Raw genomic sequence first — 26,130 nt, 5'->3', positions numbered from 1 at the left:
TGAAATTTTTTCGACTTCGTTATGTAACTTTGCAGTCATTAATTATGAAAACAATTATACATTGCTGCGTAGCTGGATTTCTTTCATTCTACGCCAACGCTCAGGTGGGGATAGGTACTGCAAAGCCCAAATCTGTTCTTGATGTGAACGGAAAAACCACCTTAAGAAAAGAACTTAGAGTAGGCGGTACATCAACTCAGGCTGGAAATGCCGGGTTAAACGGCCAGGTTTTGGTTTCTCAGGGCGAAGGATTGCCGCCTGTGTGGAAATCTTTGAATGTTTCCTTTATGGAAGAGGGACAGTATAAGTTGATTAATTCTTATCTGTCATCAGATCAAACAGGTATTATATCACTTACCGCTGGTGTTGCCGGTGACGGTGTCTACACAAACCAAGTTGGAGATAATATTACTGATGTTACTAAAGGAAATTGGAAAAAGATAGACGGACTTGACAATACTTTTACCATCAAAAACGGAAAAAACAGACTTACCTATCAGTTCCAGACAGGAATTGAAATGAAAGCATCCTCATCTACTGCCGTACAAAGCGTACGATTTGCTTGTGGTGTTTTCAGAAACGGAGCATTGGTAGCGGTACGCCCGGATAGAATTGCTTCTAATAATAATAGTGGGAAAGCTGGCCTTCAGGACTATATCTTTACTCTTAATTATACAGAACAGAACGTCCCTGTAGGGGTTCACAATATTGAAATCGCGTGCAGAAAGATTGATACTTCAAGTTCTACTTCACAATTTGCTATCGGACGAAATGTAGAGTCTTCAAATGGCGCTTCCAGTGCATTTACGCTGGAATCTACCATGAAAATGGATGTTATAGAATACGTGAGCTATAAAAACAACTAATGATGAAAAAACTAATATCAACGCTGCTTCTTAGCATAAGCATTTTTGCAACGGCTCAGGTGGGAATAAAAACAGATACCCCAAACGCAAAACTTGATGTAAACGGAGATGTGAATTTCAGAAATAAAATTGCGGTCCTTAATGCTGCTGATAACTCAATATTTCAAGGAAACAATGATCAGATTCTTGTTTCTCAGGGTGAAGGCTTTCCTCCAATCTGGAAATCATTGCGTATTCCTGAATATGAACCCAATAAATTTTACCTGATCTATAACAACTCTTTTTCAGATAAAGTAGGAGTCACCTTTTCTTCTTCAGAAAACTCTTCAGTAAGCATGACTTCAAGAGGCGGAACCTTTACGAAGGGAAAGGACTATAGTACACTTACCAATTTTAAGAAAATAGACGGCCTTTCACAAACCATTACTGTTTTCAGTACTCAAAGCAAGGCTTACTTCCAGTTTGAAACTGTTGTACAGGCTGATTTTATGGCAGCAGGAAGTACAGATAACTCCATAGATTATGCATGTGGTATCTTTGTGGATAATAAGCTGGTGAACCTGAGACAGAGAAATCTAAAGGCAATTACTACTTCATATCCTTTTCTTACTCATACCCAGATCGGGATTGTAGAAAATCTTTCCCAGGGAAATCATACCGTTAGCGTTGCCTGTACGAGATTAGGATCTTATGGTGCTTCAGGAGCCGGAAATATCCTTTCTATAGGAACTAATGTGTATAGTAATATCAATAGTTTTATTTCACAATCTTCTCTTAAAGTAGACGTATATGAAGTTCCTGAAGTGTTTAATACGATTATAAATTAAAACGGATTATGAAAAAAATATTATTTGTAACTTCGCTTTTATCAGCTGTTGCAGCAAATGCTCAAGTGGGTATAAATACTCCTAATCCGACTAATATGCTGGATGTGAACGGAGATCTCAATATCAGAAAAGAATTAAGAACAGGAGGTACTGATGTCCTAAAAGGATCTGCCGGAACAGCAGGTGATATATTTCACAATAATACAGATTTAGGTGTAAATGACTGGAAATCAATTAAAATTGCAGATGGGCAGGGAAGTATGTCTGTGTTTTCCATTAATACCGTTTCAGACAAAACCGGAGTTAGTTTTACCGGTAGCAGCGGGGCTACCAATCCCTATAATGATGGGGAAGCCCTTACTGGAGGCTGGACAGTAATTCCTGGAACTGTGGATACATTCTCCGTGACCAATGGCACAAATAAGGCTACATTCTCATTTCAGACAACTGTTCAGAAAACGGGAACGAATTCTGCAAGTTTTGCCTGTGGTGTTTTTGTTGATAATGCCCTTAGAGCAGTAAGAACAGATGTATTATTGGGGGATAGTGGTGCTTATAAGATTTTTAATCTTAATGCAACCCTTACCAATCTTACTCCTAAAAACCAGTATTCTGTTAAAGTAGCCTGTATAAAAAGAGCCATTGCAGGAACAACCTTGGGAATAGGAAAAGCGGTTGATACTAATTTCCTCAACAGCGATATGTCACAGTCTGTTTTGACAACATCCATATTGCAACCTTATTAATTTTCATAATAATACAATAATCATAAATCTAAAAACGTTATGTTTTTAGATTTTTTTTGTTTATTAACTCTATTTCTTGTGAATTTATTCAGATAAAGTAAAGTGTATTATCGAAAATTGAATTATATTTGGACAAGCTAAAAAAATTCTATATGGTAAAAAACTATTTTTTTAAAATGTTTGCCGGTATTGCTTTTCTTGGGCTGCTGACAGCATGTAATACTACCTCAGATCCTACAGAATCTATCCCGAATCCGGATGACGGATCTCCTCCTAAAAAGATTTTAGCAAAGGTTACTGCCAATAATGTTTCCCAGGAAGAATATGTTACAACAGCTGTAACCGGAGATCTGCAGACTGCAGTGTCTAAAGATGAGTCTTTTGCCGGAAGTGCTTATTATACGGCAACGGTAACATACACGGATAAAAATATCACTAAAATTAAATATGTAAGTTCAGCAGCATCCAGCCTCACTTATGAATTTAATATTGTTCCGGATGCTATAGGTAAAAAGATTTATAATGCTACTTCTACAGCTACGGGAGCAACGCCGTCAGTTTCTGTTGTAAGTGATTATGCATTTACCTATGATCCGGTTACCAACAGGCTTACCAAAATTCTTGAGAAAAGAAAAGAAGGAGGAATAAGCGCTTATAACAGATTTATTAATTATTCTTTTGTGTATACGGGAGAAAATATAATTCAGGTCGTTTGTTCCAAAGGTCTGCTGGATATCAACGGAAACCCGAATATGAGTACGGCAGTAATAAGTAAGTATAGTTTCCAGAACTACGATACTCAGAAAAGCCCGTATTCTACATTGCCATCAGTATATTTCATCACCCGAAGTCTGATCAATCCGGCTCAGTTCTATAAAACATCTCCGAATAATCCCACTTCTATGTTCATAGAATTACCATCACCGGCTACTCCTGTTAATACTGCTCAAAGTTATTCTTATGATAATCAAGGGTATGTGGTGGTTGAGAAAAACCAGAATTTAACTTTTACCTATAAAAATTTATAGAAGAAATATAGTTATTAATCTTAGCAGAATATAAATAATAATACAATTTTTAGGCAAAAAAAAATTATATTTGTCAAAAAAATAATCAATTACAAGGAAATGAAGCAAATTTTCTATTTTATTTTACTAATCGCAGGTTTCTCCTCAGTACATTCCTGCAAGGACATGCTGGATGAGGATGGAAATCCTTTGTTGGATCTCAACAACACAGGAGGATTAAGCGGTCCCAGAGCATTATACAGAGAAATTACAGATAAAGATACGATCGCAGAATATCGCTACAGCGGACTTCTTGTGACTAAAGTAATAACAGACAGTGCTTCTATCACTGATATTATGTACAGTGGTGATAAAATCAGTCAGATTAATTTCAACGGTTTCCTGGATCTTGACGGAAACGGAAAGCTGGATAAAGACAGTGTATCCTATACTCAATTGTTTACTTATGCAAACAATAGCAAACTGCAGCTGATTTCTGAAAACCGTTCAACCTTCAGAAGAACACCGCCGTTAATACCTGGAGATCCTCCGGGACCACAGACGTTACTGAAAAAAGAGAAAACGGCTTATCAGGTTAAGTACAGTACTGCTACAGGAAAACTGGATTCAATAATTATGAGAAACGGTCCGGACGTTCCGGGAGCGCCGCTTAACTTCACAGATTATTCCAAAACTGCCTATACTTATGTAGGAGACAATGTATCTAAAGTGGTAAGACACTATGGAACAATGACAGGAGGAGCATTTGGTGCTGTTACCGGAAAATATAGCTACGAATACTATGCTTATGATGAGCAGGTAAGCCCATTCACATTGTTACCGCATGTATATAAAATTTCAAGATTATTATCTACAGTGATCAATGATAAAGAAAGTCTTATCTTGTCTCCAAACAACCCTAAGAGATGGTCGGTAACAGATCTTACACCGCCAATTCCGACACCGATAGTGAAGAGTACCAATTACGTTTATGATCCTCAGACTTACATGACAAAAGGATATGGCGTTAATTACATCTATAAACCACAATAGAAGAATTTTTTTAACAATATTCAAACTCAATCTTTCCTAAGATTGAGTTTTTTATTTTTTATACCTTAATTTTGCAAAAAATTTCTGATGAAATATTTAATTGTCGGGCTTGGTAACAAAGGCTCAGAATATGAAAATACACGGCATAACATAGGCTTTAAAGTAGCTGAGAAAATAGCGGAAACCCTTGAAGTATCATTCAATACATCGAATTTCGGATGGTTGGCAGAAGGAAAACATAAAGGAAGAAAAGTTTTTATCCTTAAGCCTGATACGTATATGAATCTTTCGGGAAATGCTGTGAAATACTGGATGCAGAAAGAAAACATTCCTTTGGAGAATGTGCTCATTGTTACCGATGACCTGGCTCTTCCTTTCGGGACTCTAAGACTGAAAGGAAAAGGATCTGATGCGGGTCATAACGGACTTAAAAATATCAATGAAGTATTGCAGACTCAAAACTACGCCAGGCTTCGCTTCGGGATCTCTGCAGACTTTGCTGCCGGTCGACAGGTAGATTATGTATTAGGAACCTGGAATGAAGAAGAAGCTGAAAAGCTTACCGAAAGAATTGAAACCTTTTCCAAAGCTGCTCTTTCTTTCGTTTTTGTCGGATTGAATAATACGATGTCTGCTTTTAACGGAAAATAATTTCGTTATAAAAAATTATTAATGAGATGAAAAAGTAGTTTTAAAAAGAAATTCATATAAAAAATGACTACCTCGTTTTTGAGGTAGTCATATTATTGTTTTCGAGAATAATCTCCATTCTTAAGATCTGTTTAATTTATCCAAAATCCTTAGGTATAAATTCTTCTAATTTAGAAATATCAATTTTCTCATTTTGCCAAAAGTGTTCAATTTTCATCAGTTTCTCTAAATCATTCCATAATATCATTCGGCCTAAGACATTTGAATAGTATTCAGCAATATCTATTCTTATTCTTTCAATTCCTAAATGATATTTTTTAATATCTGAATGAAGTGATTCATCAAATTGAAATAAGAGTTTGCAACAATATAAAACTTCTTTCTGTTTTAATGGGACAGTATTAAATACAATTGGTCTCAACCTATTAAGCAAAGATTTATTTTGAGGGATAAAATTGAAATTCTTAAAATCTGTTTGAGGTAAATTAAAAATATTAATAAGATATTGAGCGATTTGAGAAGGTGCTATAATATTTTTAAAATAATCCTGAAGCTCATCCCAAGTAGTCCACTTGCTTCTGTCAAGTGAAAGATCAACTAATCTTAAATAAGCATATAAAAACAATAATTGTGAATAGTCTAATTGAACATTTTTCATAGTATAATTTAGTCAGCTTATTAAATTTGCATATATTCTATGGCTATTTTTAAAAAAAACCTATTGCGTGTTTTTAGAACGCAATAGGTAATGAGTTATTAAACTAATATTTATAAGTTTTTATCATATATAATGGAGATCGGGTTTCCCAAAGGACTCTCCCATTATTTGAAGCGTATTTTTTGCCATTTCTCTTACTTTATTCCACTCTGAATTTGAAAAGTCATCCAAATCAATATTTCTTAAACACCATTGTACTTTATTATTCAAACGTAAAATTGATGCTATTGAAGCATTGGAAAATTTATTACTTTCTATAAGAGGAGGTAATAATAAAAAAGCATTTTCAAAAGTTGATGTAACGTCATCTGGGACATCTGCAAAATCGGGTAAGTATTTCTCCTGTTCCTCTAACGAGGATGCTAATAATTTTAAACTTTCTACAATTTTTTTATATTGATTTTTCATATTTATGGATTTAAGGGTATTCTAAAGGTTCCATTTCCTGATGATACTTTCCAATATGGCATACCATTGAAATGTCTTGGGGTACCTGGATGATATTGTATCATTCTTCCTGTAAAATCATTACCTGTCTGATTCATTTCACGAAGTACCCAACCATTTGCTCGAGTACTTCGTCTCATAACATCATTAACCCAATTCTTTGAATTACCTAAAATACTACGTACATATCCATAGGATTTTCCATCTAAAAGATTAGGGTTAGCCATAACATCATCAACACTTTCTAAAACTGTGCCAACTTTGCGTAATGAAGTGGTTGTCTTTGATGCTCCTTCATTACTTGCATAATTTCCTTTGAATATTTTTTGTGGCCCTTCCTCATAAACTTTTACTGGTTGTTCGTTAACAAACTTTGTCCCTACATATTGATCAGTACTGACACCAATATCCCCAATTTCTATAGGGGTAGTTTTCACAGGAGTTGCTCCTACTGTGGTAGTTTTTGGTGTATTGTTAAATGTCCATGCACTTCTACCTTCAGCAATGGGAGCTCCTTTTAAGATTGTTCCTTGCGGGGCGCCAATTTGAGCTGCCTTTGCGTTTTGGGCAAGCTGACCTATAGTTCCGGCAATAGCACCAGCCGCACCTCCTATAGCGGCACCTGATAAGCCACCCATTACCGTTCCCTCTATCACATCTTCTCCAAACATTACGGCAGTGGCAAATCCGTTAATAGCTCCTGCAATTGCTCCTCCAGAAGCACCCGCGATCGCTCCTCCCAGCAGACCACCCTGGATTCCATAGGCGCCTGCGGCGGCAAGGGATGCAGAACCAACAGCTGCTCCAACACCTCCGGTGAATGCCCCTACAGCAGCTCCCATCGCAATTTTTCCCCAGGTCGCTCCCCAGTTCCATTTTACTGGATTCCATGAACCATTCGCTTTTACTCCTGTTAAATAGCCGCCTATTACTGCTCCTACAACAATCCATGCAAATTCTCCATTTGGATCAGTGTAGATTAGCGGATTATTCATCACATACCCATACCTGTTATAGATCTGAGTATTGAATGGGTCCTGGATATTTTCATCCGCATTCAGGAACCTTCTGAGAAGCGGATCATAGAGCCTTCCATTCATGTGGATGATGCCTACTTCCATAAAATGCTCGTGACCGGTATAGCCTCTGTCTATCAGAAGTGGTGTTCCCCACGCTTCTAAAGTTTCTTCAATGTTGGCTTTACCAACAGCTATTATACTGGTCCCAATCTGTAAGTGGGTAAAGTTTCCCCAAGCATCATAGTGGCGTTTTTCGAATAGATAACCTTCTTCTCCACTGATGGCCAAGATACTTCCAAGATAGTCCTTATGCAAGAATTTAAATGATCCGGTAAGCTCATCAAAACTCTTCAAAAATACAATATTACTTTCATATGGACTGCCTTCAATATAAATGATATGTTTTTCTTCTCCGGTAAGATTATTTTTTACCACTTCAAAGCTTCCTTCCTCACTATACAACCGGGTAAATTTCCCACTGTCATCTGCATTAAAGTTTCCTCCATAGGTAACTCTTTGTCTCATCCCGGTTAATCCATACTCAAATGCAACGTCACCTCTTTCTCCGTTAATGAAAACCGGATCGTTGTTCTCATTGTAAAGAACATGCTGAATCAAATCCTGATTATAATTTGCTATTCCGTTGTTATTAAGGGTCATACTGGTGGCCTGATAAATCTTGCCTGCATTTTCATACTTGATAGTTCCTACCTGATCATTTTCCAATATTCTACCCTTAGCATCATAAATATTCCTGTTTGCAGCTGGCTTAATACCAGTAATAGGATCCGTCCAGTTGACCAAGCGGTTGTTGTCGTCATAATCAAAATATTCTGTATAAGGAGTGACTCCCGATTTTCTGCTTTTAAGCTCATTCTTAATCGCGTCAAATGAATACGAGATTTTAAGGATATTTGGCTGAACCGCGGAAGAATGATTAACATTCGTCAAAAACCCATTAGAGTCATATTCATTATTAATGTCAGCTGCTCCCAGCTTAGCCTTTACCAGCAATCCTTTTGCATTGGTTTCTTTCAGCTCCCATAAAACTTTGCCTGAAGTTTTTTCCTTAACCTGAGAAAGCTCACCATTCCAGGCACTGTACACATTTTCGATAGAAGCAGCTGTTGTTCCCACAGAAGTATGTATTTCTTTTTCATAAGAGCTTATTCTTCCCTTGTTATCATAGACAACATTCTTGTGTGAAAAGTAGGCTTCAGGAGTTTCCTGAAAAGAAGCTATTGTCCGTCCTTGCGGATCATAATTTATGGTATACGAATATTTTTTTCCATTGGAGGTTCCTTCTTTTACAGTAAGTCTTCCCTTATTGTTATAGGAGAAATTTATCGCTTTATCAGTTTCGCTTCCAGTGGTAGACTTTTCATTCTGTAGGATAAGCTGCCCAAGACTGTTGTATTGAAACCTTTTTTCACCTTTTGGGCTTATTACTCTTGACAAAGCCCCCATATAACCAAGATATTGGTATTCATATACACCGGTTGAAGGATCTTCTACCCGTATTTTATTGCCCCAGTCATCGTATAGGGTAGTCACAATATGCTCCGCATATTTTGCCTGGATTTGCTGACCTGCTGCATTATAAGAAAATTGTACTGTTCCGCCTTTATCGGTGGATGATAGGACATTTCCTAAAGCATCAAGTGTCCGGGAAGTTGTCCTGCCGATAGTTTTTGTGGTAAACTTTCACACTTCTAATATACGTTTCCGTAACATTACAGTGCCTTAATTTGTTTTTTTACGATAAGATTTTCAAGTTACATTCATTTTTTATTTTGAGATGTTGGTTTTTAGTTTACTCAATAACAAAACCATAGCTTTATAACGACAAATCATGTCGTATTTTTTCTTTAAAAAGAAACTGCAATATTATAATTAATTTTCAATAATTAAAACTAAATCTCTTTGAAATGAAATATGTTGCTATTTAAGCCAGTTTATTGACAAGCCGGGTTTATAATTATCTTATTTTATGATGATATATAATAAAACATAAATGCCATCGGATTCCGATGGCATTTTTCTGTAAATTATAATTGAAATGTAAGAGTTTTACTTCTTATAACCAGGTTACTACACCTGTTTCCACGTCATAGTTTGCTCCCACGATTTTAATTTTACCCTCAGCTTCGAGATTTTTAAGTGTTGAGCTTTGCTTACGGATATCTTCAATCGCACTTTTTACATTTTGATGATTAAGCCTTTCAAGAAGCAAGCTGTTGTTAGATGAACGCTCTTCATTCTCTTCAATAATGTCATTGATAATAGGATTGAAGTGGTTGATAAGGTGGTTCAGGTTGTCCATTCCCATGCCTTCAATTTTTGCAGCATCAAGACCTCCTTTCAAAGCTCCGCACTTGGTGTGTCCTAAAACTACAATAAGTTTAGAACCTGCAACATTACAGCCAAATTCCATAGATCCCAGAATGTCCTGATTCACAAAGTTACCGGCAATTCTGATACTGAATACATCTCCCAATCCCTGGTCAAAGATAAGCTCTGCAGAGGTACGGCTGTCTATACAGCTTAAAACTACTGCAAAAGGCCACTGTCCCTCACGGGTTGCATTCACTTGTTCAAGAAGGTCTCTGTTTGCTTTAAGATTGTTTACAAATCTCTGGTTTCCTTCTTTTAAGAATTCCAATGCTTTCTCAGGAGTAATAGTAGACTGGGTTTCGTATGTATGTGCTTTCATATTTTTATTATTTTCGAATTTAAAGTTAAAAAAATTAATTAATTATTGGGATTACATGGCTCTTTTGTGAGTCACCAGAATATGGGAATCCTCACTTCTTTCGTAATCTCTGTATGAAGTTTTAAAGCCTATAAGCTCTACAGTAATGTCTTGTTCCTTTGCACGGATATTGGCGAAATCCTGAATCATTTCCAATACATCGGTTGCAATGTAGGAAGTGCTCCTTGCATCAATGATCACTGTAGAGTTTGGTTTTATGTTTTTAAGTGTTTTTTTGATGGCTGCCTTATTTAAAAATGATACTTCTTCAGCAAGCTTGATATTGATTCCATCAGCATCATCCAACCTTTCTCTGCTTAAATAATAAGCTCTTTTCATATTTCCCTGAAGAATATAGAAAACGGAGATGGCAAGACCAATTCCTACTCCTTTTAACAGGTCTGTTGCCACTACAGCTACAACGGTTGCCACAAACGGAATAAACTGATATTTTCCTAAGTGCCAGAAATGTTTGAACGTAGCCGGCTTTGCCAGTTTATATCCTACTAAAATTAATACCGCAGCCAGTGTAGCTAATGGAATTAGATTTAAAACAACAGGAATAGAAAGTACGCAAATCAATAAGAATACACCATGAATAATAGTTGACATTTTAGAGGTTGCTCCCGCATTGGCATTCGCAGAACTTCTTACCACAACGGAAGTCATTGGAAGTCCGCCAATAAAAGAACTGATAAGGTTTCCGATTCCCTGGGCCTTAAGCTCAAGATTGGTATCTGTAATTCTTCTTTGTCTGTCCAGCCGGTCGGAAGCTTCAATACAAAGTAAAGTCTCAATAGATGCCACAATAGCAATTGTTGCTCCTACGATCCATACCTTTGGATTCGTGAAACCATTAAAGTCTGGAGTGGTGATCAGATTTTTAAAATCATCAAAAGACTGTGGAACCGGTAAAGAAACCAAATGCTGGGTTTCGATAGCCAGAGAACTTCCGGACATCTTAAAGAGCTGATTTAAAAGAATACTTGCAATTACAGCAACCAATGCTCCCGGAAGCATTTTCATCCTTTTCAGTACATGGATTTTGTCCCATGCAATAAGGATTGCTACAGAAATTAAAGTAATAACAATGGCACCCGCATGGATCGCTCCAAATAATTCTGTAAAATAGCCGAAATTCAGGCCATTGTCAAAAATAGATTCATGACCTTCATAATCTTTGTCGAATCCTAATGCATGCGGAATCTGTTTTAAAATAATAATGATTCCTATGGCAGCAAGCATTCCTTCAATGACGTTATTCGGGAAATAGTTGGAAATACTTCCAGCTCTTACAAACCCTAAAATCAATTGAATAAGTCCTGCAATAATCCCTGCACAAAGAAAAAGTTCAAATGCGCCAAGATCTGTTATTGCTGTTAAAACGATAGCTGTCAGACCTGCAGCAGGCCCGGAAACTGAAATATTTGAATTACTGATTGTTCCTACTACCAGGCCGCCTACGATACCGGCAATAATACCGGATAATGGTGGCGCACCTGATGCTAAAGCAATTCCTAAACACAACGGAAGTGCTACTAAAAATACCACGAGTCCTGAAGGAAAATTTTCCTTGATTCCTCCTATTAATGATGTCTTTTTCATAATGTGAAGCTGTAAGGGATAACCGGCTTATCTGTTTTTTAATAAGTCAGTTATAAAAAAGTGAAAAAAAATTTTAAAGTACGTGTGTATCCTATATCACAAAATGATATGGAAATGGTATCAAAAAAATCTAACTATAGGAGTTACGCTTCCGGAGGAGGAGAAAATATAGTAAGTAATGGGGAAAGATGAAAAGAATCATCAATCAGAACAAAAGACATGCCCTGAACATCTGGTTCTGAAAACTTAAGATAATCAAATACATCTAAAGGTTTCGGAATGGTCTTTTCGTAAACAATGAATGAGGAGGGGTGAGAATGAGGTTCTTCTTCGTTGATTATTACATTCGTTCTTGCAATATCCCAGCCTGCAACTGCAGCAATGCCCGGCAGCGCTGTAAAATTCAGAAAAAACGTTAATACAATAATACTCCAGAATTTCATTTTATCTTTTTTTTAGAAAAACTATTTAGTCTTTCTGCTCATCACCCAATCCGAACTTGTAAGATTATAGATCTTTTGGATATCTTTTAAGATTTTCTCAAAATCAATCTCCAGATCAATGATTTTACCAGTTCTAAGGTCGAATACCCAACCGTGTACAATAGGATACTCTTCTAAAATGTATCTTTCCTGCACGCAGGCCATTTTAATTACATTGATGCACTGCTCCTGAACATTAAGTTCTACAAGTCTGTCATAACGCTTGTTTTCGTCCTGAATAGAATCCAGTTCCGCCTGATGTAATCTGTAAACATCACGGATGGTTCTCAGCCATGGATTTAATAACCCCATATCCTGAGGAGTCATTGCTGCTTTTACACCTCCACAATTATAATGTCCGCAGACAATAATGTGTTTTACTTTCAGATGTTCTACAGCGTATTGAATAACTGCTGTGGAACTCATATCCAAAGTATTAACAACATTGGCGATGTTTCTGTAAACAAATACTTCTCCAGGCTTTGCACCCATCAACTCTTCTGCGGTAGCTCTGCTATCCGAACATCCGATGTACAGATAATCCGGATGCTGAGTCTTAGCAAGTTCATGGAAGAAGTTGGGATCTTCAGCTATTTTGGACTCTACCCACTTTTTGTTGTTTTCGAAAATAACCTGGTACGATTGTGACATAATTTTAAGATTATATAATTATTTATTTCGTTTAAATTATTTCCAAAATCAATAGACCAAATCAATAATTGTACAAAAATATACTTTTTGCTAAATAATTGAACACTTTTAACAAAGTTTAATATTAAAATATGCTTAAAATCATATCTGATATTCCAATATGCTTTGCAGTTTGTGATCTATGGGGAAATCAAACGTTTAAAAAACACTAGATAAAATTACGAAGTATAAATCAGAATTTGTTATTTGTGAATTAAAATATTCGTAATTTTTTTGATGAAAAAAGCAAAACTATCGAAATCGCTTGATTACAAAGAGTTTTTATTATTCCGGAAGCTGATTATATTCCATACTTCTCATATTCAGGTTTAAGTATTTATTCCCTTCATTTTTATAATGCTGAGGAGCTTCAAGACCCATATATTTCATGATCAGAGGATAAATATAAGTGGTTTGGGTCTGTTTTGTTTCGTGCCCTGTAATTCTATAGTTTGCAGGTACTTTATCTCCAAACCAAACAAAAAATGGTACCTGGGTAGATTCTTTAGAGTCTATATGCAATAATTTGTCACCCTGTATTTTAAGACCATGATCTGAAGCATAGATTATTACAGAGTTGGTGTTTTTCAGGGTACTGAAAATATTTTTGAAAACATAATCTGTATATTTTATAGAGCTGTCATAGCAATTCAGATCACCCGAATTCCAGTTAGGAGGAAGTCTGTTACACGGATTTGGATGGCTTCCCATTATGTGAAGAACTATAAATTTATCTTCCTTCTTCTGAATCACTTTTTTAAGCTCAGGAACAATTGCTTCATCATAGCCATTCACCCATTTTTTGTTTTTAGACATGGAAGCGATGGCTGTAATTCCTCTTGCACTTGCCTGTGTACTCAGCCAGAAAGAATTGTATCTGCTTTGATTCGCCATGTTGATGATATTATAGGATAGTTTGTCATAACGATATCTGAATTCATCCGGGTGGATACTGGATAGCATCAGTGGAACACTCAGGTTGGTAATGCCTGCTGGAGAAATGGCATGATCAAAAATCATCATATTACCGGCTTGTTCATCCGTATAAGGAGTTGTTTTTTTGTTATAACCGTATAATGACATGTTTTGTTTTCTTTCAGATTCTCCAATAATGAGAATGACGTTTTCTATTCCAGGCTGTATTTTTTTGATATTGAAGACCGGAACGTTCTTTTTTATTTCGTTAATGTCTCTCTGTATATTCAAAGCAGTATTGAAATCCGATAAATGATAGTATACATTCTTAATCATCTTACCACCTCCTTTATTGCTTACATATTTGTGTTTAAGATGATATCCAAAGGGCAGAATAAGCCACAGTAAAGCAATAATGATAAATTTAGCATCAAACCTGACTACATTTTTTTTAAGGTAAATCACAGAGTACAGTACCATTCCAAGGAAAATGAAGAACAGAATGCCTGGAAGAATAAACATATAAGACATACTCATTGCCTCATCAGGATTAGACTCAAGAATACTGATGGCCATTCCTACATTAAATCCGGAATGATAGATAAGAAAACAGGAAACTGATATCAGAAAGTTAATACTTAATAATATACAGAGAATAACAGAAATTATGGACGTATATTTATTCTTAAAAAGAAGTGCATTGAATACAAGAAACGAAGAAAACATAATTCCATATTCAAAAATATTCCGGATACTGTCCAGTTTTTCGGCTTCGAAAAGATTATCGAATATATAAGGAAATGATACCAAAAAACCTGTAAGGTATAATATAATAAGTAGAATAGGAACTATTTTTTTTAACATGGTTGTGTATTTCTGTGCTGTTGAGACCAATTTTATATTATCTTCCTCAAACGTTTCCAGATGTGAGTGTGTTGAATATCAGGGTTGTGTATTGTACAAAAATGAATTAGTGTCAGATAATAATTCTTAAATCTTGCAGATATTATATCAACTCAAAAAAGGAACTTTTGAAAATAAGTAGTTTCAGTTTATAGCGGTATGTTGTTTTTACGCTTTATAGAGTTGATTGCATGAGTAGGGATAAGGATGTTGGGTTTTCTGTTTTTTTCATCAAAAAATTACTTTTTTATTAATAATTAAGTTGGAGTTGTGTTTTTACTGTCAAGCGATTTTTTCAGACAATTTGTATTGCATGATTGGCATTATCCTGATAGTAAAATGTGCTATTATGGATACAATCGGATGATTATGATGTTATCTTCTTAATCATATAATACAATTTTTCAAATGTACATGAAATTACCGATAAATACAAGTAGAATTTTTACTATAACTATTGGGTTTACTATACTTTACGGTTGATATAATCCTTTGTTGCATCCGGTGTGTGGATAATTTTTGCCGGATTTCCTATGACAACAGAATCGGAGGGAACATCAAAGTTGACATAAGAATTAGGAACAATCAACACATTATTTCCAATGGTGATTCCTCCAACAATAACTGCATTGGTGCCTATCCATACTTCGTCGCCAATAACCGGATATCCTTCATTTTTTCCACGGTTTTGCTGCCCTATAGTCACTCCATGGGCAATATTGCAATTTTTCCCGATAACTGTTTTGGGATTGATGACAAGGCTTCCAAAATGTCCCAAATAAAAACCTTCGCCAATCTGAGTTTCAGGATAAATCTGAAATCCGTATTTGATCTGGTAATGTCTCAGTACAACCCTCCAGAAAGTATTTAAAATAGATTTCTTCTGATACTTCTGAGAGATTCTCAGAATGTACACAAAATGAAGATTGGGATGAATACATTTTTTCCAGATCTGAAATGTAGAAAGCCACTTTCCGCTTTCCCGGTAAAAGTCTTTTTGAATGATTGAATAATCAGCCATTATAAATATTTTTATACTTCGTCAATTATTTTCTGAAGATGTTCTACAGATTTTTCCAAAACAAACGGAAGTTCAGTTTCCGAGATCTGTTTTTTGTATTCTTCAGTGATATTTTTATCCGTAAGAAACTTTTTCATTCCTTCATAAATCCCCTCTTCGGAATTTGGAGTGATATTCCCGAGTTTGCCATCCTGCAGAAGATCCCTGATTCCTGAAATATCTGTTGCAGAAATAGGCTTATTGAGAATCAGTGCTTCGGCAATAATGGTAGGAAATCCTTCATGTCTTGAAGACATAATATAGAAATCCGCCTTTTTCATATAAGGGTAGGGATTACTGCTGAAACCAAGCATTTTTGCAGTGTCCTGAAGACCGAGCTTATTGAGCTGATCCTGAATATTGTTAAAATCATACCCATCGCCAATGATCAAAAGATGATGCTTTAACCCTTCATCAACAAGCTTTTTATGTACATTAAGCAATCTGTCGTACCCTTTCTGAGGGTATACGGTTCCTACCGTTACAAAAGTTGGAAGATCACTGCTGAAGGGATAATCATTCACGTCAATATCCGCTTTTCTTAATGTATCATTTTTGTCAATCGGATTGAAGATCTTAATAACGGATGCTTTTTCAGCTTCATTTTTAGCCAAATTATGCATTCCTTCCTGAAGTTTGTTGGAGATTACCAGAATTCTGTCAAACCTGAAGAACTGTCTGATTACTTCCGGTGTGTATTCTTTTACATTGAAAATATCATTCTGTACCCAGATAATTTTTTTTGAATCTTTTTGCGGACTGGAGAGAATTTCCCGATGCATCGCATGGATGGCTGCAATCTCTACATCGTATTTTTTATTCTTTAAAACAAATTTATAAAGAAGGGAAGGGAACCAAAGAAACATTTTCTGATAAAGAACCCTGTAGGCTTTCACAGGAATATCCTGCAGCCTGTTGGTGGTAATCATTTCTCCTTTTGTCAAATAGTACAGGGTCACCCAGGACGGAACCTCTTTAATGTATAATCCTGAATAGAGATTTACCAGAAGATCAACTTCATACTTATCAGCAGGCAGATTCTTCAGAAAGTTGATTAACACTTTCTCAGCACCACCATGACGTAATGAACCTATACGAATGAGGAGTTTTTTCTTTTTCAATTTGTTTTTTTCTTTTTTATAATTTTTTTACAAGATTAAATTTATTTAATTTTTCTTGCTTTTTTATACTTGTGAGGAAGATTTTCTTTGATATAGGCATCCAGTTTCTTTCTGTCTTTTTCCAGTTCACGGGGATATTCCGGATTATTTTTAAGAACAATATCACCATAATCTTCAATGGTACACAAGAATTGAGCAGGGTTTCCTATAAAGACGGTATTATCCGGCATAGATTGTGACAACACAGAGTTCGCTCCTAAAATACAGTTGTTTCCAATCTGAACATCCTGCATAATCACACAATTAAGCCCGATGGTGCAGTTGTTTCCGATTTTTATTCTTCCCAGTATTCTTGCATCTTCATAGCCCGGAAGTTTTCTGAGCAGAGTAGTCGTTCCGCCATGGTTTACAAACCTTACATCTCCGGCAATGTTTACATTATCACCAATTTCGATAAGGTAAGGTTCAGTTCCGAAATACACTTTATCAGGCATATTAAAGTTTTTTCCTACCTTCATACCTCTGTATTTTGCCACTTCAAGGCTGCCCCTGTTCAAAAAAGTATGATAGAGGGAGTCTATTTTTAATAGGATTCTGAATATAAAAATCATCACAAGTGTAAATTTGTTTTCGTTACTTTTGCAAAGAAAGAGAAATTATTAATATGATGAAAATTTCAAAAATAGAATATTACCTGCCTCAGCAGGTGTTAACTAACGAGGATCTTGAAAAGCAGTTCCCTGAATGGAGCTCCGAACGTATTCAGGAGAAAGTAGGTATTTCCCAACGCCATATTTCTTCTGACAGCGAAACCGTACTGGATATGGCTGTACAATCTTCAGAAAAAATTTTCGAAAACTATGACAGAAACAAAGTAGATTTTATTTTGTTCTGTACCCAAAGTCCGGAGTATTTTCTTCCTACAACGGCCTGTATTTTGCAGGACAGATTGGGGCTTAGAAAAAATATCGGAGCTATAGATTTTAACCTTGGCTGTTCAGGATTTGTTTATGGATTAGCCTTTGCAAAAGGGCTGATTGCCGGTGGAATTGCAAAGAGTATTCTTCTGGTAACTTCAGAAACATACACCAAACATATTCATCCCGATGATAAAGGCAACCGAAGTATATTCGGAGATGCCTCTGCCTCTGCTATTATTGAAAAAGCTGAAGGTAATGATTATCAGTTCTGTCTGGGAACAGACGGAAGCGGTGCGGAAAATCTTATGGTGAAAAAAGGAGCATTTAAAAAAGACTTTGAACTGAATCCTGAACACGAATTCGGCCCTGAGAATATTTATATGAATGGTCCTGAAATTTTTAATTTTACAATTGAAAATATTCCGGGACTGGTAAAAGAAACATTGGAAGTGAACGGAATGACAATGGATGATATTGACCATTTTGTTTTTCATCAGGCCAATTCTTTTATGCTGAATTATTTAAGAAAGAAAACAAAAATACCGGCAGAAAAGTTTTATATTGACATGGAAAAAACCGGTAATACCGTTTCTGCAACAATTCCTATTGCTCTTAAAAATATGATGGATAAAGGAATGCTGAAAGAAGGAGATAAGGTTTTAATGGCAGGATTTGGAGTTGGATATTCATGGGGTGCCACTATTATGGAAATTTAAAATAACAAACATTTAAAATTATAAAATATGAAAACATCCGTTTTTTTAGAAAAACTACAGGAGGAACTGGAAGAAGATGAAACATTGACTACTGAAACGAACCTGAAATCTTTAGAAAGCTACGATTCTATAAGCTTACTTTCTGTTATTGCGTTTGTAGACGAAAATTTCAGCAAGAAAATTGATACCAAGCATTTTAAAGATATTGAAACCGTTTCAGATCTGATGAATGTTATAGGAAAAGAAAATTTTGAAGATTAATGGATGCTTTCTCATTAAAAAATAAAATTATTCTCATTACAGGCGCTTCTTCCGGAATTGGGAGAAGCTGTTCTGTAGAATGCAGCAATAGCGGTGCAGATCTTATTCTTGTAGGAAGAAATCAGGAAGAACTGATGAAAACCGTTTCTATGCTCAATCCTGAAACAAAAGTTGAAACCATCACTGAAGATATTACCCAATCTGAAAACCTTGAAGCAGTTATTGCGGATAAAGTTTCAATTTTAGGTAAAATATCGGGATTTATTCATTGTGCCGGTATCGAAAAAACATTACCATTAAAAAAGCACAATCCTCAGCTGTATCAGGACATATTTGCTGTTAATGTCATTGCGGGACTTGAAATCGCTAAAATTTTATCTTTAAAAAAATATAAAGATGAAAACTCCAGTTTCGTATTTATCTCTTCTGTTGCGGGAATGATAGGAGAGGCCGGAAAAGCGGCTTATTCTGCCAGTAAAGGAGCTGTAATCTCCGGAGCACGTTCTTTGGCTATGGAACTTTCAAGAAGTAATATTCGTGTCAACAGCATAAGCCCGGCGATGGTAAACACTCCGATTTTAGAGAAGATGTTTGAAAATATCGGCGAGGAAGCTTCATCAGAAATCATAAAAAAGCATCCGCTGGGAATAGGTGAACCTAAAGATGTAGCGAATGCCTGTATTTTTTTACTGTCCGATGCCTCAAGATGGGTCACAGGCACCAACCTTGTGATAGACGGAGGATATTCTGCACAGTAACTTACTTTTTGTGTAAAGTTTCTATAATATGTTCTATGCTGTCAAATATTTTCTTATTATCAAACTGATTTTCAATTGTTTTAAGGTTCTCTCTGATGTGGAGAACAAGGCCAGGATCGGTAAGGAATGTTTTCATCGCTGAATACATTTCATCAATTTCATAATTGATGAGGTATCCTGTTTCACGGTCCCTGATCATCAATCCTACATCTCCTACTTCTGTTGCAATAATAGGTTTCTGAAGAATTAAAGCTTCAGCAATGACCAATGGCCATGCTTCAGATTCTGAAGGAAGAACAAAATAATCCGCTTTTTTGATGTAAGGATAAGGATTCATTTGATTTCCGGCCAGAATAAATGTTTTTTCAACATTATTTTTGGCTGCCTGTGCCTTGAGGTTGTTCATTTCATCACCGTCACCAATAACAATGATGCTGTGATGAAACCCTTCATCTATAAGCTTTTTATGAGCGTCAATAAGCTTATGATATCCTTTTCTTGAATGAAGTCTTCCAATAGACGCAAAAACAGGTCCTTCAGGGAAATTTTCAAGGTTTTCTTCTGCCTTACGTTTAATTTCATCAATAGGGATAGGATTAATGATAACGCTTTCAGCCGGATAATTAAGATTAGGGTAATGCTGATGCATCATATCTTTTATCTTGTGGGAACAGTATACCATATGGTCAAATTGCGGAAAGCTCTTTAGAATGTTCGGCACTAAAGGCTGAAATTTCGGTACATTAATTTCAGAGTGAAACCATCCTATTTTTTTTGAATTCTTATTGGTTGAATTCAGAATGGCATCATAGTCCCTGTAATCCATCCCGATTTCAATATCAAAAGTATCATTGATAAGACGGTCTGCGATGGCAGGGATATTTTTCAGTTTTCTCAGCTTTATTCTTCTTTTAACGAGCTGAAGTTTCTGTAAAAGAGAATTGCTGGAAAAATCTTCTTTTCCATCAGTAAGGTATACTTTTCTGATATGCTTCGGAAGTTCATCACGCAGTTTTCCCTGGTTGAGGGTAAGGCATACCGTCATTTCAAATTTGTCAGGATCAAGGTTGTTGAGCAGTCCCAGTAATACTTTTTCTACGCCTCCCATTTCCATGGAGCGGTGCCTGAACAAAATTTTTATTTTTTTTTCTAACATTATCCGAAGATTGATTGTAATGTAATTTTTATCTTTTTCTTGATTCGGAAAGGCAATTGATGCTGATACTGCAGCAGCGCGAATATTTCATCTGAATCTGTATACTTTTCAGGAACTTTTTTCCCATTGATGGTACTAAGCCCTCTGCGCTTCATGGTGTTGAAAATCACCTGAGCAAAATATTCATGGGATTTCTTTTTATTGTCATTCTGAGAAATGCCGCCCTGATGGGTTCGGTAAAGATAGTTCGTTTCATTAATAAAATGAACATTCCCTTTTTCATACATTTTAAGGTATAAATCCTGATCTTCCCCTATTTTTAAATTAGGGTTCATTTTTTCTGTTTGCTCATACACTGCTTTTCTGAAGCTTACAAAATGAGCAATCTGAATCGGAAAATTAAAAAAACAGGGATCTCCATTCGGCACCTGCATAGCTGATCTGAACGGAGCTATAGGCTTCAGATTCTGATCACACGTCATAAACCTTGAGTAGGTAAGGACTGTGTTTTTTCTAGTCTGAAAAATCTCCATACATTTTTGAATAGCGGTAGGAGAGATGGCGTCATCAGGATCCAGAAAGCCACAGATTTCCCCTTCGGCCAGTTCAATCAGCTTGCTTTTTGTAACTCCTACACCGGAGTTTTTTTCATTTTCAAAAAACCTGAATCTTTTGTCCTTTGAAATCATTTCCTGTATTATTTTCTTCTCGTTGTCAGAAGAGGCATCGTCTAAAATTACAGCTTCCCAGTTTGTATAAGTCTGCTGAAGAATACTTTCAAAACAGTCTTTAAAAAAAACAGCGTTGTTGTAATGGGCAATAAGGATAGAAAACTTCATGACCGTTCTTTGAATATTAAATCCTGATGGTTGATAACTGTGGTATTGGACGGAATATCTTTATGAATCACACATCCAGCTCCGATGATACAGTTGTCCCCAATAGTAACACCTTTTAAGACGGTCACATTACTTCCAAGCCAGCAGTTATTTCCTATTTTGATGGGAGCCGTAGTAAACTCAGATGAAAGCAGCCTAAATTCCGGCTGAGTCTGGTAAGCATGGTTGTGGTCATACAGCTTTACCCCTTCTCCGAACAACGTATTGTTTCCTATTGAAATCCTGTCAAGACAATTGATTGAGCAAAAATTATTCATGAAAAAATGATCTCCAATTTCTAAAATAGCATTCTGCTGCACAAGAATATGTACATAATTTCTGAAACTCAAAGAATTCCCAAGCGTAACATTTTTTAAATTTTCGTGCAGAATAAAATGATTGCTGATCCCAAGCCTTATTCCCTTAAAAGAAACATTAGGGTGTTTTTTGAGACGAGAAATCTGGCTTTTTCGTTGAATTTTTGCTAAAATTTCATCAAGCATACTTAAATTTATTTTCACATTTGCAGTCTACAAATATAATTTGTTTTATATAATTATAATAATAAATCTTATTTTTGTGCCTTAAAATTAATACTTTATACGAAATAAAACAGCCTTCAGAGTTGTAGTTGCTGTGTTTTGATAAAGTAAAGCATCCTGTGTTCTGTGAAAATAAGTCAGATTACATTTACCCGATTTGTTGCTGCAATGGCAATTGTTATTTCTCATTTCAATAAAGATCTGTTTTTATATAAGATAGATTACATTTCCAATCTTTTTTTGAGGGCCAATGTCGGTGTAAGCTATTTCTTTATCCTTTCAGGATTTATTATGATTATTGCTTATCATAAGAAAGATAAAATTGATTGCCTGGAATTTTATAAAAACAGGTTTGCCAGGATCTATCCACTTTATATGCTTGGTCTTTTGCTCTATTTTATGACAAGATATGAGATGTTCGATTGGTGTAAGCTGATTCTATATGGATTGGGCATTCAGAGCTGGATACCCGGAGAAGCAATGATTCTGAATTTTCCGGGATGGTCGATTTCCGTAGAGTTCTTTTTTTATCTGCTTTTTCCGGTCTTGTATAATTATTTTTATGTCAGGAAAAACAAAATGATCTGGGGATTTGCCATTGGTCTTTGGCTAATTACTCAGGTGTTTTCTAATCTTTACCCGGTGTATGGAGCTTATGAAGGGCCTCATACCAAAAGCCATGAGTTTCTGTATTATTTCCCTTTCTGGCATCTTAATGAATTCCTGATCGGAAATCTTGCAGGATTATATTTTGTGAAAAATTACAGGCAGAAAAATTATGATTACCACGTTATCGCAGTCTTTTTACTGATCCTTCTTTCCCTGATGTTTGTCCCGCTTTTCTATCATAATGGTTTGATGGCATTATTTTTTGTTCCTGCAATTTTTCTTATCTCTGCTAATAATGGCAGGGTTACAAGGTTCTTTTCATTGAAACCACTGGAATATCTGGGAGAAATAAGCTATGGTATATACATCACCCATATTCCTGTGCTTTATCTTGTAAGGGAGTTTTTAAAATGGAGGGATTACAGATTCAGTATTGATCTGGTATTTTTGATTTACATTCTCGTAATGCTGTTGAGTTCCGCAATCTTTTATCAGTTGATAGAAAAGCCGATGCGCAATCTTTTAAGAAAGATTCATTTTGCAAAACACTAATATCCGGATGAAGGTTTTTTAAACTACATGTTTAGTTTAAGAGTATAATCAGAACAGATCATTTCTGAAATTGATATTGTACAGCCCTGAGCGTATGCTTTTATAATCCGTAAACAGATACTTTGTGATCATTCCCCATTTTTTCAGAAGTGGAGCATTGGCTATCTGAAAACTTCTGTATACACGTTTGATGTGAAGTTTGATATCTTCAGGAATACTATTTTCATTTTCTGCCCAATAGTTCACTTCCTTCCATAATACAACCCGTGTGGAAGCCGGTTTTACTTCTCCTGAATCTACTTTGGTAATTCTGTTATTCTCATGAACACCTCTCACGGCTACGGCTTTGTCAAGAATTCCCGGATACAGATTCAGATAGTAGGAGAGTCTGAATAAGAATTCAGTGTCCTGGTGAAGCTTTAAATGGGTTTTGAAAAAGTACTCCATATGCTGTAAAGAACTTTTACGGATCGTCAGGGCATCAATACTGAAAAGTCCGAAAGTTCCCCTCATATTAAGCTGTCCCGGGAACACGTCTTTAGGAGGATGTTCTTTATACACTGTAGTGAGGCGGTCTCCAAAAACCTTATAATACTGTTCTTTTGCCTTTTCAGAATAATAATGAACCCCTATAGCACCATACACTCCATCTACTTCATGATTGATGAAAAGCTTTTTTTCTGCATCAAAACGGTTAGGAAGATAGTAGTCATCCGCATCAAGGAAAGCAATAAAATCTCCTTCTGCCTTTTCCATTCCTAAATTTCTGCTGGCACCTGCTCCGTGATTTCCTTTATCAGGATGCTGATAGAGTTTTACTCGGTCATATTTTTCAGCGAGTTCCCGGCAAACCTGCAGGGCATTGTCCGGAGATTTGTCTTCTACCAGTACTACTTCATATACTTCTTCGAATTGAAGAGCAGACTCAACGGCTTGAGAAACATATTTTTCAGCGTTATAGACGGGAATGATGACTGAAATTTTCATTTTTTCGAATTATGCTTTTAATTTAATTTTTAAATAATGGGTAACTCTTTTCTCTATAAAATAGTACAGAAGAGAGGCTACAATAATAACTAAAACAATTTTAAGAAGAAAAAAAGGAATGTTTAGATAACCTTCAATTTTAAATCTTTTTAAAACAATTTCTACAAATGGATGTGATAGGTACAATGAATAGGAAATATCTCCCAGAAATATTAAGAATTTGTTTCCCTCAAAATGGAAAACATAATCAAAAGTCAGAAAAGAAAAAACAAACGTGGAGATGATTGCCAGTTTTACCCAATCATTGCCAATAGGAATGATACTGAGTAAAACAAGTATAAATGAGGTTATTCCTATTACAGAAACTATTGCCGCCCATTTCTTTGAAACCGTATGTTTGTTCAGTAAGAGAGCAAAGATAATTCCTACAACAAAATAAAGATTGAGAGAATTGGTGACCATTTTCAGATAAGGACTGTCAAAATGTATAGAATATCCCAAAATGGTAGTAAGAATGAAAAAAACTACGATGAAATAATACCTTTTTTCTTTAAAAAATAATGATAGCCCAAATATTAAATAAAAGAACATTTCAAAATTTAGGGACCAGCCCAGAAAAAGTACTGGGAATCCCTTCCTGGTAGGAAGAAATAATAAGGAATGGGTAAGTTCATAAAGCCCGTCTCCATAAAAATAAAGCAGAAAACTTCCTCCCGGTATCATTGCCGCCAGTGTCAATAGATAATACAACGGAACAATTCTGATTACCCTTCTTTTGTAAAATAAGGTAATCTGCTGAAAAGAATTTGTGCTGAAATTTATTTTTTGAGTAGTGAAAGCCATGATAAAACCACTGATGATAAAAAAGACAGGAACCCCTATGCTTCCTTTCTTGAACAAAATATCTCCAATCGCTGAACCAGGGAAGTTAATAGTATCACGGAAGTGAAAACAGCATACTAATAATGCTGAAATTCCTCTTAAAATCTGAATATTATTAAGCTTCATAACAGATGAAAAATCCTATCTCTAAAAAGTTAAAGATATTTATAGTTTTTAAATAGACCTATTCGATATAAAAATTTTAATAACCTTGATTTTTTCAATTTGTCTATTTTGTCTAAAGAGTTCTTTGCGCTAAAATATAAATTAATTTTATCGATTAATTCTTCCGTCTGGAATTCAGAAAAATGAAAATTTTCTACCAGTGTTTTTCTTCTTTCTTCTTTTCTCAGAGATTGTGATTTGGGATCGGAACTGATACCATCCTTATAAAAGCGGGATATAGATTGTTCAATAGGTCTGTAAGTACAATTGTATTTGAAAATAGAAATTAAAAACCATTTCCAATCTGAACAAATTCTCAAATTTTCATCATAGAGACCTGCTTTTTCAAAAGCACTTCTTTTTATAAATGTACTGGGATGCCAAATTGTTTCTTCAATTAAATCTAAAAACGAAATATTTTCTTTAGTAGGCCTAAGAACATCTTGATTTTCTTCATCTACGATTAAATTACCGGAGATAATATCATCTGTGTGCAGTAATGGAGTTACTTTTTCTATAACTGATTCATTTAGCAGTTCATCTCCACTGTTCAGAAAAAGAAGATATTCTCCAGTCGCTTTTGCAATTCCTTTGTTCATCGCATGATAAATCCCTTTATCAGGTTCACTTACCCAATAGTTTATTTTGGATTGATTACTTTCTATAAGTTCTTTGCTTCCGTCAGAACTTCCACCATCAATTACTATATATTGAAAATCTTTATTGGTTTGCCGAAATACACTATCCAGGGTTTTTTGTAAACCATTTCGGTTATTGAAGTTTATCGTTATGATTGTAATGGAATTATTGAGCATGTTTTTGAATATTTTTTTGGTAAATAT

Annotated in this window: 27 protein-coding genes; 10 read left to right on the top strand and 17 right to left on the bottom strand. The window is 35.5% G+C overall.

Going from position 1 to position 26,130, the window contains the following annotated elements:
- The first annotated feature begins 44 nt into the window (after nucleotides 1-44).
- The 6 genes from EK417_RS01915 to pth all read left to right on the top strand — a co-directional run bounded on the left by EK417_RS01915 (nucleotide 45) and on the right by pth (nucleotide 5,150).
- Nucleotides 45-866, top strand: coding sequence for a hypothetical protein (locus EK417_RS01915; RefSeq protein WP_136521180.1), 822 nt, complete (start codon nucleotides 45-47; stop codon nucleotides 864-866).
- Nucleotides 867-868: 2 nt separating this feature from the next.
- On the top strand, nucleotides 869-1,693 hold the full coding sequence (locus EK417_RS01910) for a hypothetical protein (RefSeq protein ID WP_228407977.1): 825 nt from the start codon (nucleotides 869-871) through the stop codon (nucleotides 1,691-1,693).
- An 8-nt stretch (nucleotides 1,694-1,701) separates the two neighbouring features.
- On the top strand, nucleotides 1,702-2,439 hold the full coding sequence (locus EK417_RS01905; RefSeq protein ID WP_136521179.1) for a hypothetical protein: 738 nt from the start codon (nucleotides 1,702-1,704) through the stop codon (nucleotides 2,437-2,439).
- Nucleotides 2,440-2,591: 152 nt separating this feature from the next.
- The gene (locus EK417_RS01900; RefSeq protein WP_136521178.1) at nucleotides 2,592-3,467 is read left to right on the top strand and encodes a hypothetical protein; all 876 of its coding nucleotides are present in this window, start codon (nucleotides 2,592-2,594) and stop codon (nucleotides 3,465-3,467) included.
- Nucleotides 3,468-3,566: 99 nt separating this feature from the next.
- Nucleotides 3,567-4,499, top strand: a complete 933-nt coding sequence (locus EK417_RS01895; protein WP_110366488.1) for a hypothetical protein — start codon at nucleotides 3,567-3,569, stop codon at nucleotides 4,497-4,499.
- Between the two features lie 87 nt (nucleotides 4,500-4,586).
- On the top strand, nucleotides 4,587-5,150 hold the full coding sequence (pth, locus tag EK417_RS01890; RefSeq protein WP_136521177.1) for an aminoacyl-tRNA hydrolase: 564 nt from the start codon (nucleotides 4,587-4,589) through the stop codon (nucleotides 5,148-5,150).
- Between the two features lie 136 nt (nucleotides 5,151-5,286).
- On the opposite strand, the gene EK417_RS01885 is transcribed toward pth, so the two are convergent.
- The 11 genes from EK417_RS01885 to EK417_RS01835 form a co-directional block, all read right to left on the bottom strand.
- Nucleotides 5,287-5,808 (bottom strand): hypothetical protein, encoded by a 522-nt coding sequence (locus EK417_RS01885; RefSeq protein ID WP_136521176.1) that lies wholly within the window; start codon nucleotides 5,806-5,808, stop codon nucleotides 5,287-5,289.
- 123 nt (nucleotides 5,809-5,931) lie between these two features.
- Nucleotides 5,932-6,276: a hypothetical protein gene (locus EK417_RS01880; protein WP_136521175.1), complete on the bottom strand. Its 345-nt coding sequence runs from the start codon at nucleotides 6,274-6,276 to the stop codon at nucleotides 5,932-5,934.
- A 2-nt stretch (nucleotides 6,277-6,278) separates the two neighbouring features.
- A complete protein-coding gene (locus tag EK417_RS01875; protein ID WP_228457872.1) occupies nucleotides 6,279-8,888 on the bottom strand; it encodes an RHS repeat domain-containing protein in 2,610 nt (869 codons plus the stop codon).
- A gap of 523 nt (nucleotides 8,889-9,411) precedes the next feature.
- The gene (locus EK417_RS01870; protein WP_136521173.1) at nucleotides 9,412-10,047 is read right to left on the bottom strand and encodes a carbonic anhydrase; all 636 of its coding nucleotides are present in this window, start codon (nucleotides 10,045-10,047) and stop codon (nucleotides 9,412-9,414) included.
- 51 nt (nucleotides 10,048-10,098) lie between these two features.
- Nucleotides 10,099-11,691 (bottom strand): SulP family inorganic anion transporter, encoded by a 1,593-nt coding sequence (locus EK417_RS01865; protein ID WP_076595976.1) that lies wholly within the window; start codon nucleotides 11,689-11,691, stop codon nucleotides 10,099-10,101.
- Between the two features lie 143 nt (nucleotides 11,692-11,834).
- A complete protein-coding gene (locus EK417_RS01860) occupies nucleotides 11,835-12,134 on the bottom strand; it encodes a hypothetical protein (protein ID WP_076595975.1) in 300 nt (99 codons plus the stop codon).
- A 21-nt stretch (nucleotides 12,135-12,155) separates the two neighbouring features.
- Complete coding sequence (locus tag EK417_RS01855) at nucleotides 12,156-12,824, bottom strand: carbonic anhydrase (protein ID WP_076595974.1); 669 nt, start codon at nucleotides 12,822-12,824, stop codon at nucleotides 12,156-12,158.
- Between the two features lie 324 nt (nucleotides 12,825-13,148).
- Nucleotides 13,149-14,642, bottom strand: a complete 1,494-nt coding sequence (locus EK417_RS01850; protein ID WP_136521172.1) for a phosphoethanolamine transferase — start codon at nucleotides 14,640-14,642, stop codon at nucleotides 13,149-13,151.
- 505 nt (nucleotides 14,643-15,147) lie between these two features.
- Nucleotides 15,148-15,702: a serine O-acetyltransferase gene (locus tag EK417_RS01845; protein ID WP_110366484.1), complete on the bottom strand. Its 555-nt coding sequence runs from the start codon at nucleotides 15,700-15,702 to the stop codon at nucleotides 15,148-15,150.
- An 11-nt stretch (nucleotides 15,703-15,713) separates the two neighbouring features.
- Nucleotides 15,714-16,862: a glycosyltransferase gene (locus tag EK417_RS01840; protein WP_136521171.1), complete on the bottom strand. Its 1,149-nt coding sequence runs from the start codon at nucleotides 16,860-16,862 to the stop codon at nucleotides 15,714-15,716.
- A 41-nt stretch (nucleotides 16,863-16,903) separates the two neighbouring features.
- A complete protein-coding gene (locus EK417_RS01835; protein WP_228402518.1) occupies nucleotides 16,904-17,380 on the bottom strand; it encodes an acyltransferase in 477 nt (158 codons plus the stop codon).
- Between the two features lie 146 nt (nucleotides 17,381-17,526).
- Between EK417_RS01835 and EK417_RS01830 the strand changes: the two genes are divergently transcribed.
- The 3 genes from EK417_RS01830 to EK417_RS01820 are packed head-to-tail and all read left to right on the top strand — an operon-like array spanning nucleotide 17,527 to nucleotide 19,517.
- Entirely contained in the window at nucleotides 17,527-18,498 is a 972-nt protein-coding gene (locus EK417_RS01830) for a 3-oxoacyl-ACP synthase III family protein (RefSeq protein WP_076595970.1), read from the top strand.
- A 27-nt stretch (nucleotides 18,499-18,525) separates the two neighbouring features.
- A complete protein-coding gene (locus EK417_RS01825) occupies nucleotides 18,526-18,759 on the top strand; it encodes a phosphopantetheine-binding protein (protein ID WP_047380387.1) in 234 nt (77 codons plus the stop codon).
- A complete protein-coding gene (locus EK417_RS01820) occupies nucleotides 18,759-19,517 on the top strand; it encodes an SDR family NAD(P)-dependent oxidoreductase (protein ID WP_076595969.1) in 759 nt (252 codons plus the stop codon). The genes EK417_RS01825 and EK417_RS01820 overlap by 1 nt, the downstream gene beginning before the upstream one ends.
- Before the next feature lies 1 nt (nucleotide 19,518).
- On the opposite strand, the gene EK417_RS01815 is transcribed toward EK417_RS01820, so the two are convergent.
- The 3 genes from EK417_RS01815 to EK417_RS01805 are packed head-to-tail and all read right to left on the bottom strand — an operon-like array spanning nucleotide 19,519 to nucleotide 22,054.
- A complete protein-coding gene (locus tag EK417_RS01815) occupies nucleotides 19,519-20,649 on the bottom strand; it encodes a glycosyltransferase (RefSeq protein ID WP_228457871.1) in 1,131 nt (376 codons plus the stop codon).
- Nucleotides 20,650-20,672: 23 nt separating this feature from the next.
- Nucleotides 20,673-21,512, bottom strand: coding sequence for a glycosyltransferase family 2 protein (locus EK417_RS01810; RefSeq protein ID WP_136521169.1), 840 nt, complete (start codon nucleotides 21,510-21,512; stop codon nucleotides 20,673-20,675).
- The gene (locus EK417_RS01805) at nucleotides 21,509-22,054 is read right to left on the bottom strand and encodes an acyltransferase (RefSeq protein ID WP_076595966.1); all 546 of its coding nucleotides are present in this window, start codon (nucleotides 22,052-22,054) and stop codon (nucleotides 21,509-21,511) included. The genes EK417_RS01810 and EK417_RS01805 overlap by 4 nt, the downstream gene beginning before the upstream one ends.
- Before the next feature lie 165 nt (nucleotides 22,055-22,219).
- Between EK417_RS01805 and EK417_RS01800 the strand changes: the two genes are divergently transcribed.
- Nucleotides 22,220-23,254: an acyltransferase family protein gene (locus EK417_RS01800; protein ID WP_136521168.1), complete on the top strand. Its 1,035-nt coding sequence runs from the start codon at nucleotides 22,220-22,222 to the stop codon at nucleotides 23,252-23,254.
- Between the two features lie 48 nt (nucleotides 23,255-23,302).
- Here the strand turns inward: EK417_RS01800 and EK417_RS01795 are convergent, their stop codons facing one another.
- From EK417_RS01795 to EK417_RS01785, 3 genes are read right to left on the bottom strand one after another with little or no spacing between them, the layout of a single operon-like run.
- Nucleotides 23,303-24,241, bottom strand: coding sequence for a glycosyltransferase family 2 protein (locus tag EK417_RS01795; protein ID WP_136521167.1), 939 nt, complete (start codon nucleotides 24,239-24,241; stop codon nucleotides 23,303-23,305).
- 9 nt (nucleotides 24,242-24,250) lie between these two features.
- Nucleotides 24,251-25,249 (bottom strand): acyltransferase family protein, encoded by a 999-nt coding sequence (locus EK417_RS01790; RefSeq protein WP_136521166.1) that lies wholly within the window; start codon nucleotides 25,247-25,249, stop codon nucleotides 24,251-24,253.
- Nucleotides 25,250-25,278: 29 nt separating this feature from the next.
- Nucleotides 25,279-26,103, bottom strand: coding sequence for a glycosyltransferase family 2 protein (locus EK417_RS01785; protein WP_136521165.1), 825 nt, complete (start codon nucleotides 26,101-26,103; stop codon nucleotides 25,279-25,281).
- Nucleotides 26,104-26,130: the final 27 nt, after the last annotated feature.

The organism is Chryseobacterium candidae (assembly GCF_004916905.1).
Taxonomy (GTDB): Bacteria; Bacteroidota; Bacteroidia; order Flavobacteriales; family Weeksellaceae; genus Chryseobacterium; species Chryseobacterium candidae.
This window is presented reverse-complemented; position numbering and strand designations above follow the sequence as displayed.

Bases quoted from the DNA above. Each gene is read 5' to 3' on its own strand.
- EK417_RS01915 (WP_136521180.1), top strand. From the start codon at position 45: ATGAAAACAATTATACATTGCTGCGTAGCTGGATTTCTTTCATTCTAC.
- EK417_RS01910 (WP_228407977.1), top strand. From the start codon at position 869: ATGAAAAAACTAATATCAACGCTGCTTCTTAGCATAAGCATTTTTGCA.
- EK417_RS01905 (WP_136521179.1), top strand. From the start codon at position 1,702: ATGAAAAAAATATTATTTGTAACTTCGCTTTTATCAGCTGTTGCAGCA.
- EK417_RS01900 (WP_136521178.1), top strand. From the start codon at position 2,592: ATGGTAAAAAACTATTTTTTTAAAATGTTTGCCGGTATTGCTTTTCTT.
- EK417_RS01895 (WP_110366488.1), top strand. From the start codon at position 3,567: ATGAAGCAAATTTTCTATTTTATTTTACTAATCGCAGGTTTCTCCTCA.
- pth (WP_136521177.1), top strand. From the start codon at position 4,587: ATGAAATATTTAATTGTCGGGCTTGGTAACAAAGGCTCAGAATATGAA.
- EK417_RS01885 (WP_136521176.1), bottom strand. From the start codon at position 5,808: ATGAAAAATGTTCAATTAGACTATTCACAATTATTGTTTTTATATGCT.
- EK417_RS01880 (WP_136521175.1), bottom strand. From the start codon at position 6,276: ATGAAAAATCAATATAAAAAAATTGTAGAAAGTTTAAAATTATTAGCA.
- EK417_RS01870 (WP_136521173.1), bottom strand. From the start codon at position 10,047: ATGAAAGCACATACATACGAAACCCAGTCTACTATTACTCCTGAGAAA.
- EK417_RS01865 (WP_076595976.1), bottom strand. From the start codon at position 11,691: ATGAAAAAGACATCATTAATAGGAGGAATCAAGGAAAATTTTCCTTCA.
- EK417_RS01860 (WP_076595975.1), bottom strand. From the start codon at position 12,134: ATGAAATTCTGGAGTATTATTGTATTAACGTTTTTTCTGAATTTTACA.
- EK417_RS01855 (WP_076595974.1), bottom strand. From the start codon at position 12,824: ATGTCACAATCGTACCAGGTTATTTTCGAAAACAACAAAAAGTGGGTA.
- EK417_RS01850 (WP_136521172.1), bottom strand. From the start codon at position 14,642: ATGTTAAAAAAAATAGTTCCTATTCTACTTATTATATTATACCTTACA.
- EK417_RS01845 (WP_110366484.1), bottom strand. From the start codon at position 15,702: ATGGCTGATTATTCAATCATTCAAAAAGACTTTTACCGGGAAAGCGGA.
- EK417_RS01835 (WP_228402518.1), bottom strand. From the start codon at position 17,380: ATGAAGGTAGGAAAAAACTTTAATATGCCTGATAAAGTGTATTTCGGA.
- EK417_RS01830 (WP_076595970.1), top strand. From the start codon at position 17,527: ATGATGAAAATTTCAAAAATAGAATATTACCTGCCTCAGCAGGTGTTA.
- EK417_RS01825 (WP_047380387.1), top strand. From the start codon at position 18,526: ATGAAAACATCCGTTTTTTTAGAAAAACTACAGGAGGAACTGGAAGAA.
- EK417_RS01820 (WP_076595969.1), top strand. From the start codon at position 18,759: ATGGATGCTTTCTCATTAAAAAATAAAATTATTCTCATTACAGGCGCT.
- EK417_RS01810 (WP_136521169.1), bottom strand. From the start codon at position 21,512: ATGAAGTTTTCTATCCTTATTGCCCATTACAACAACGCTGTTTTTTTT.
- EK417_RS01805 (WP_076595966.1), bottom strand. From the start codon at position 22,054: ATGCTTGATGAAATTTTAGCAAAAATTCAACGAAAAAGCCAGATTTCT.
- EK417_RS01795 (WP_136521167.1), bottom strand. From the start codon at position 24,241: ATGAAAATTTCAGTCATCATTCCCGTCTATAACGCTGAAAAATATGTT.
- EK417_RS01790 (WP_136521166.1), bottom strand. From the start codon at position 25,249: ATGAAGCTTAATAATATTCAGATTTTAAGAGGAATTTCAGCATTATTA.
- EK417_RS01785 (WP_136521165.1), bottom strand. From the start codon at position 26,103: ATGCTCAATAATTCCATTACAATCATAACGATAAACTTCAATAACCGA.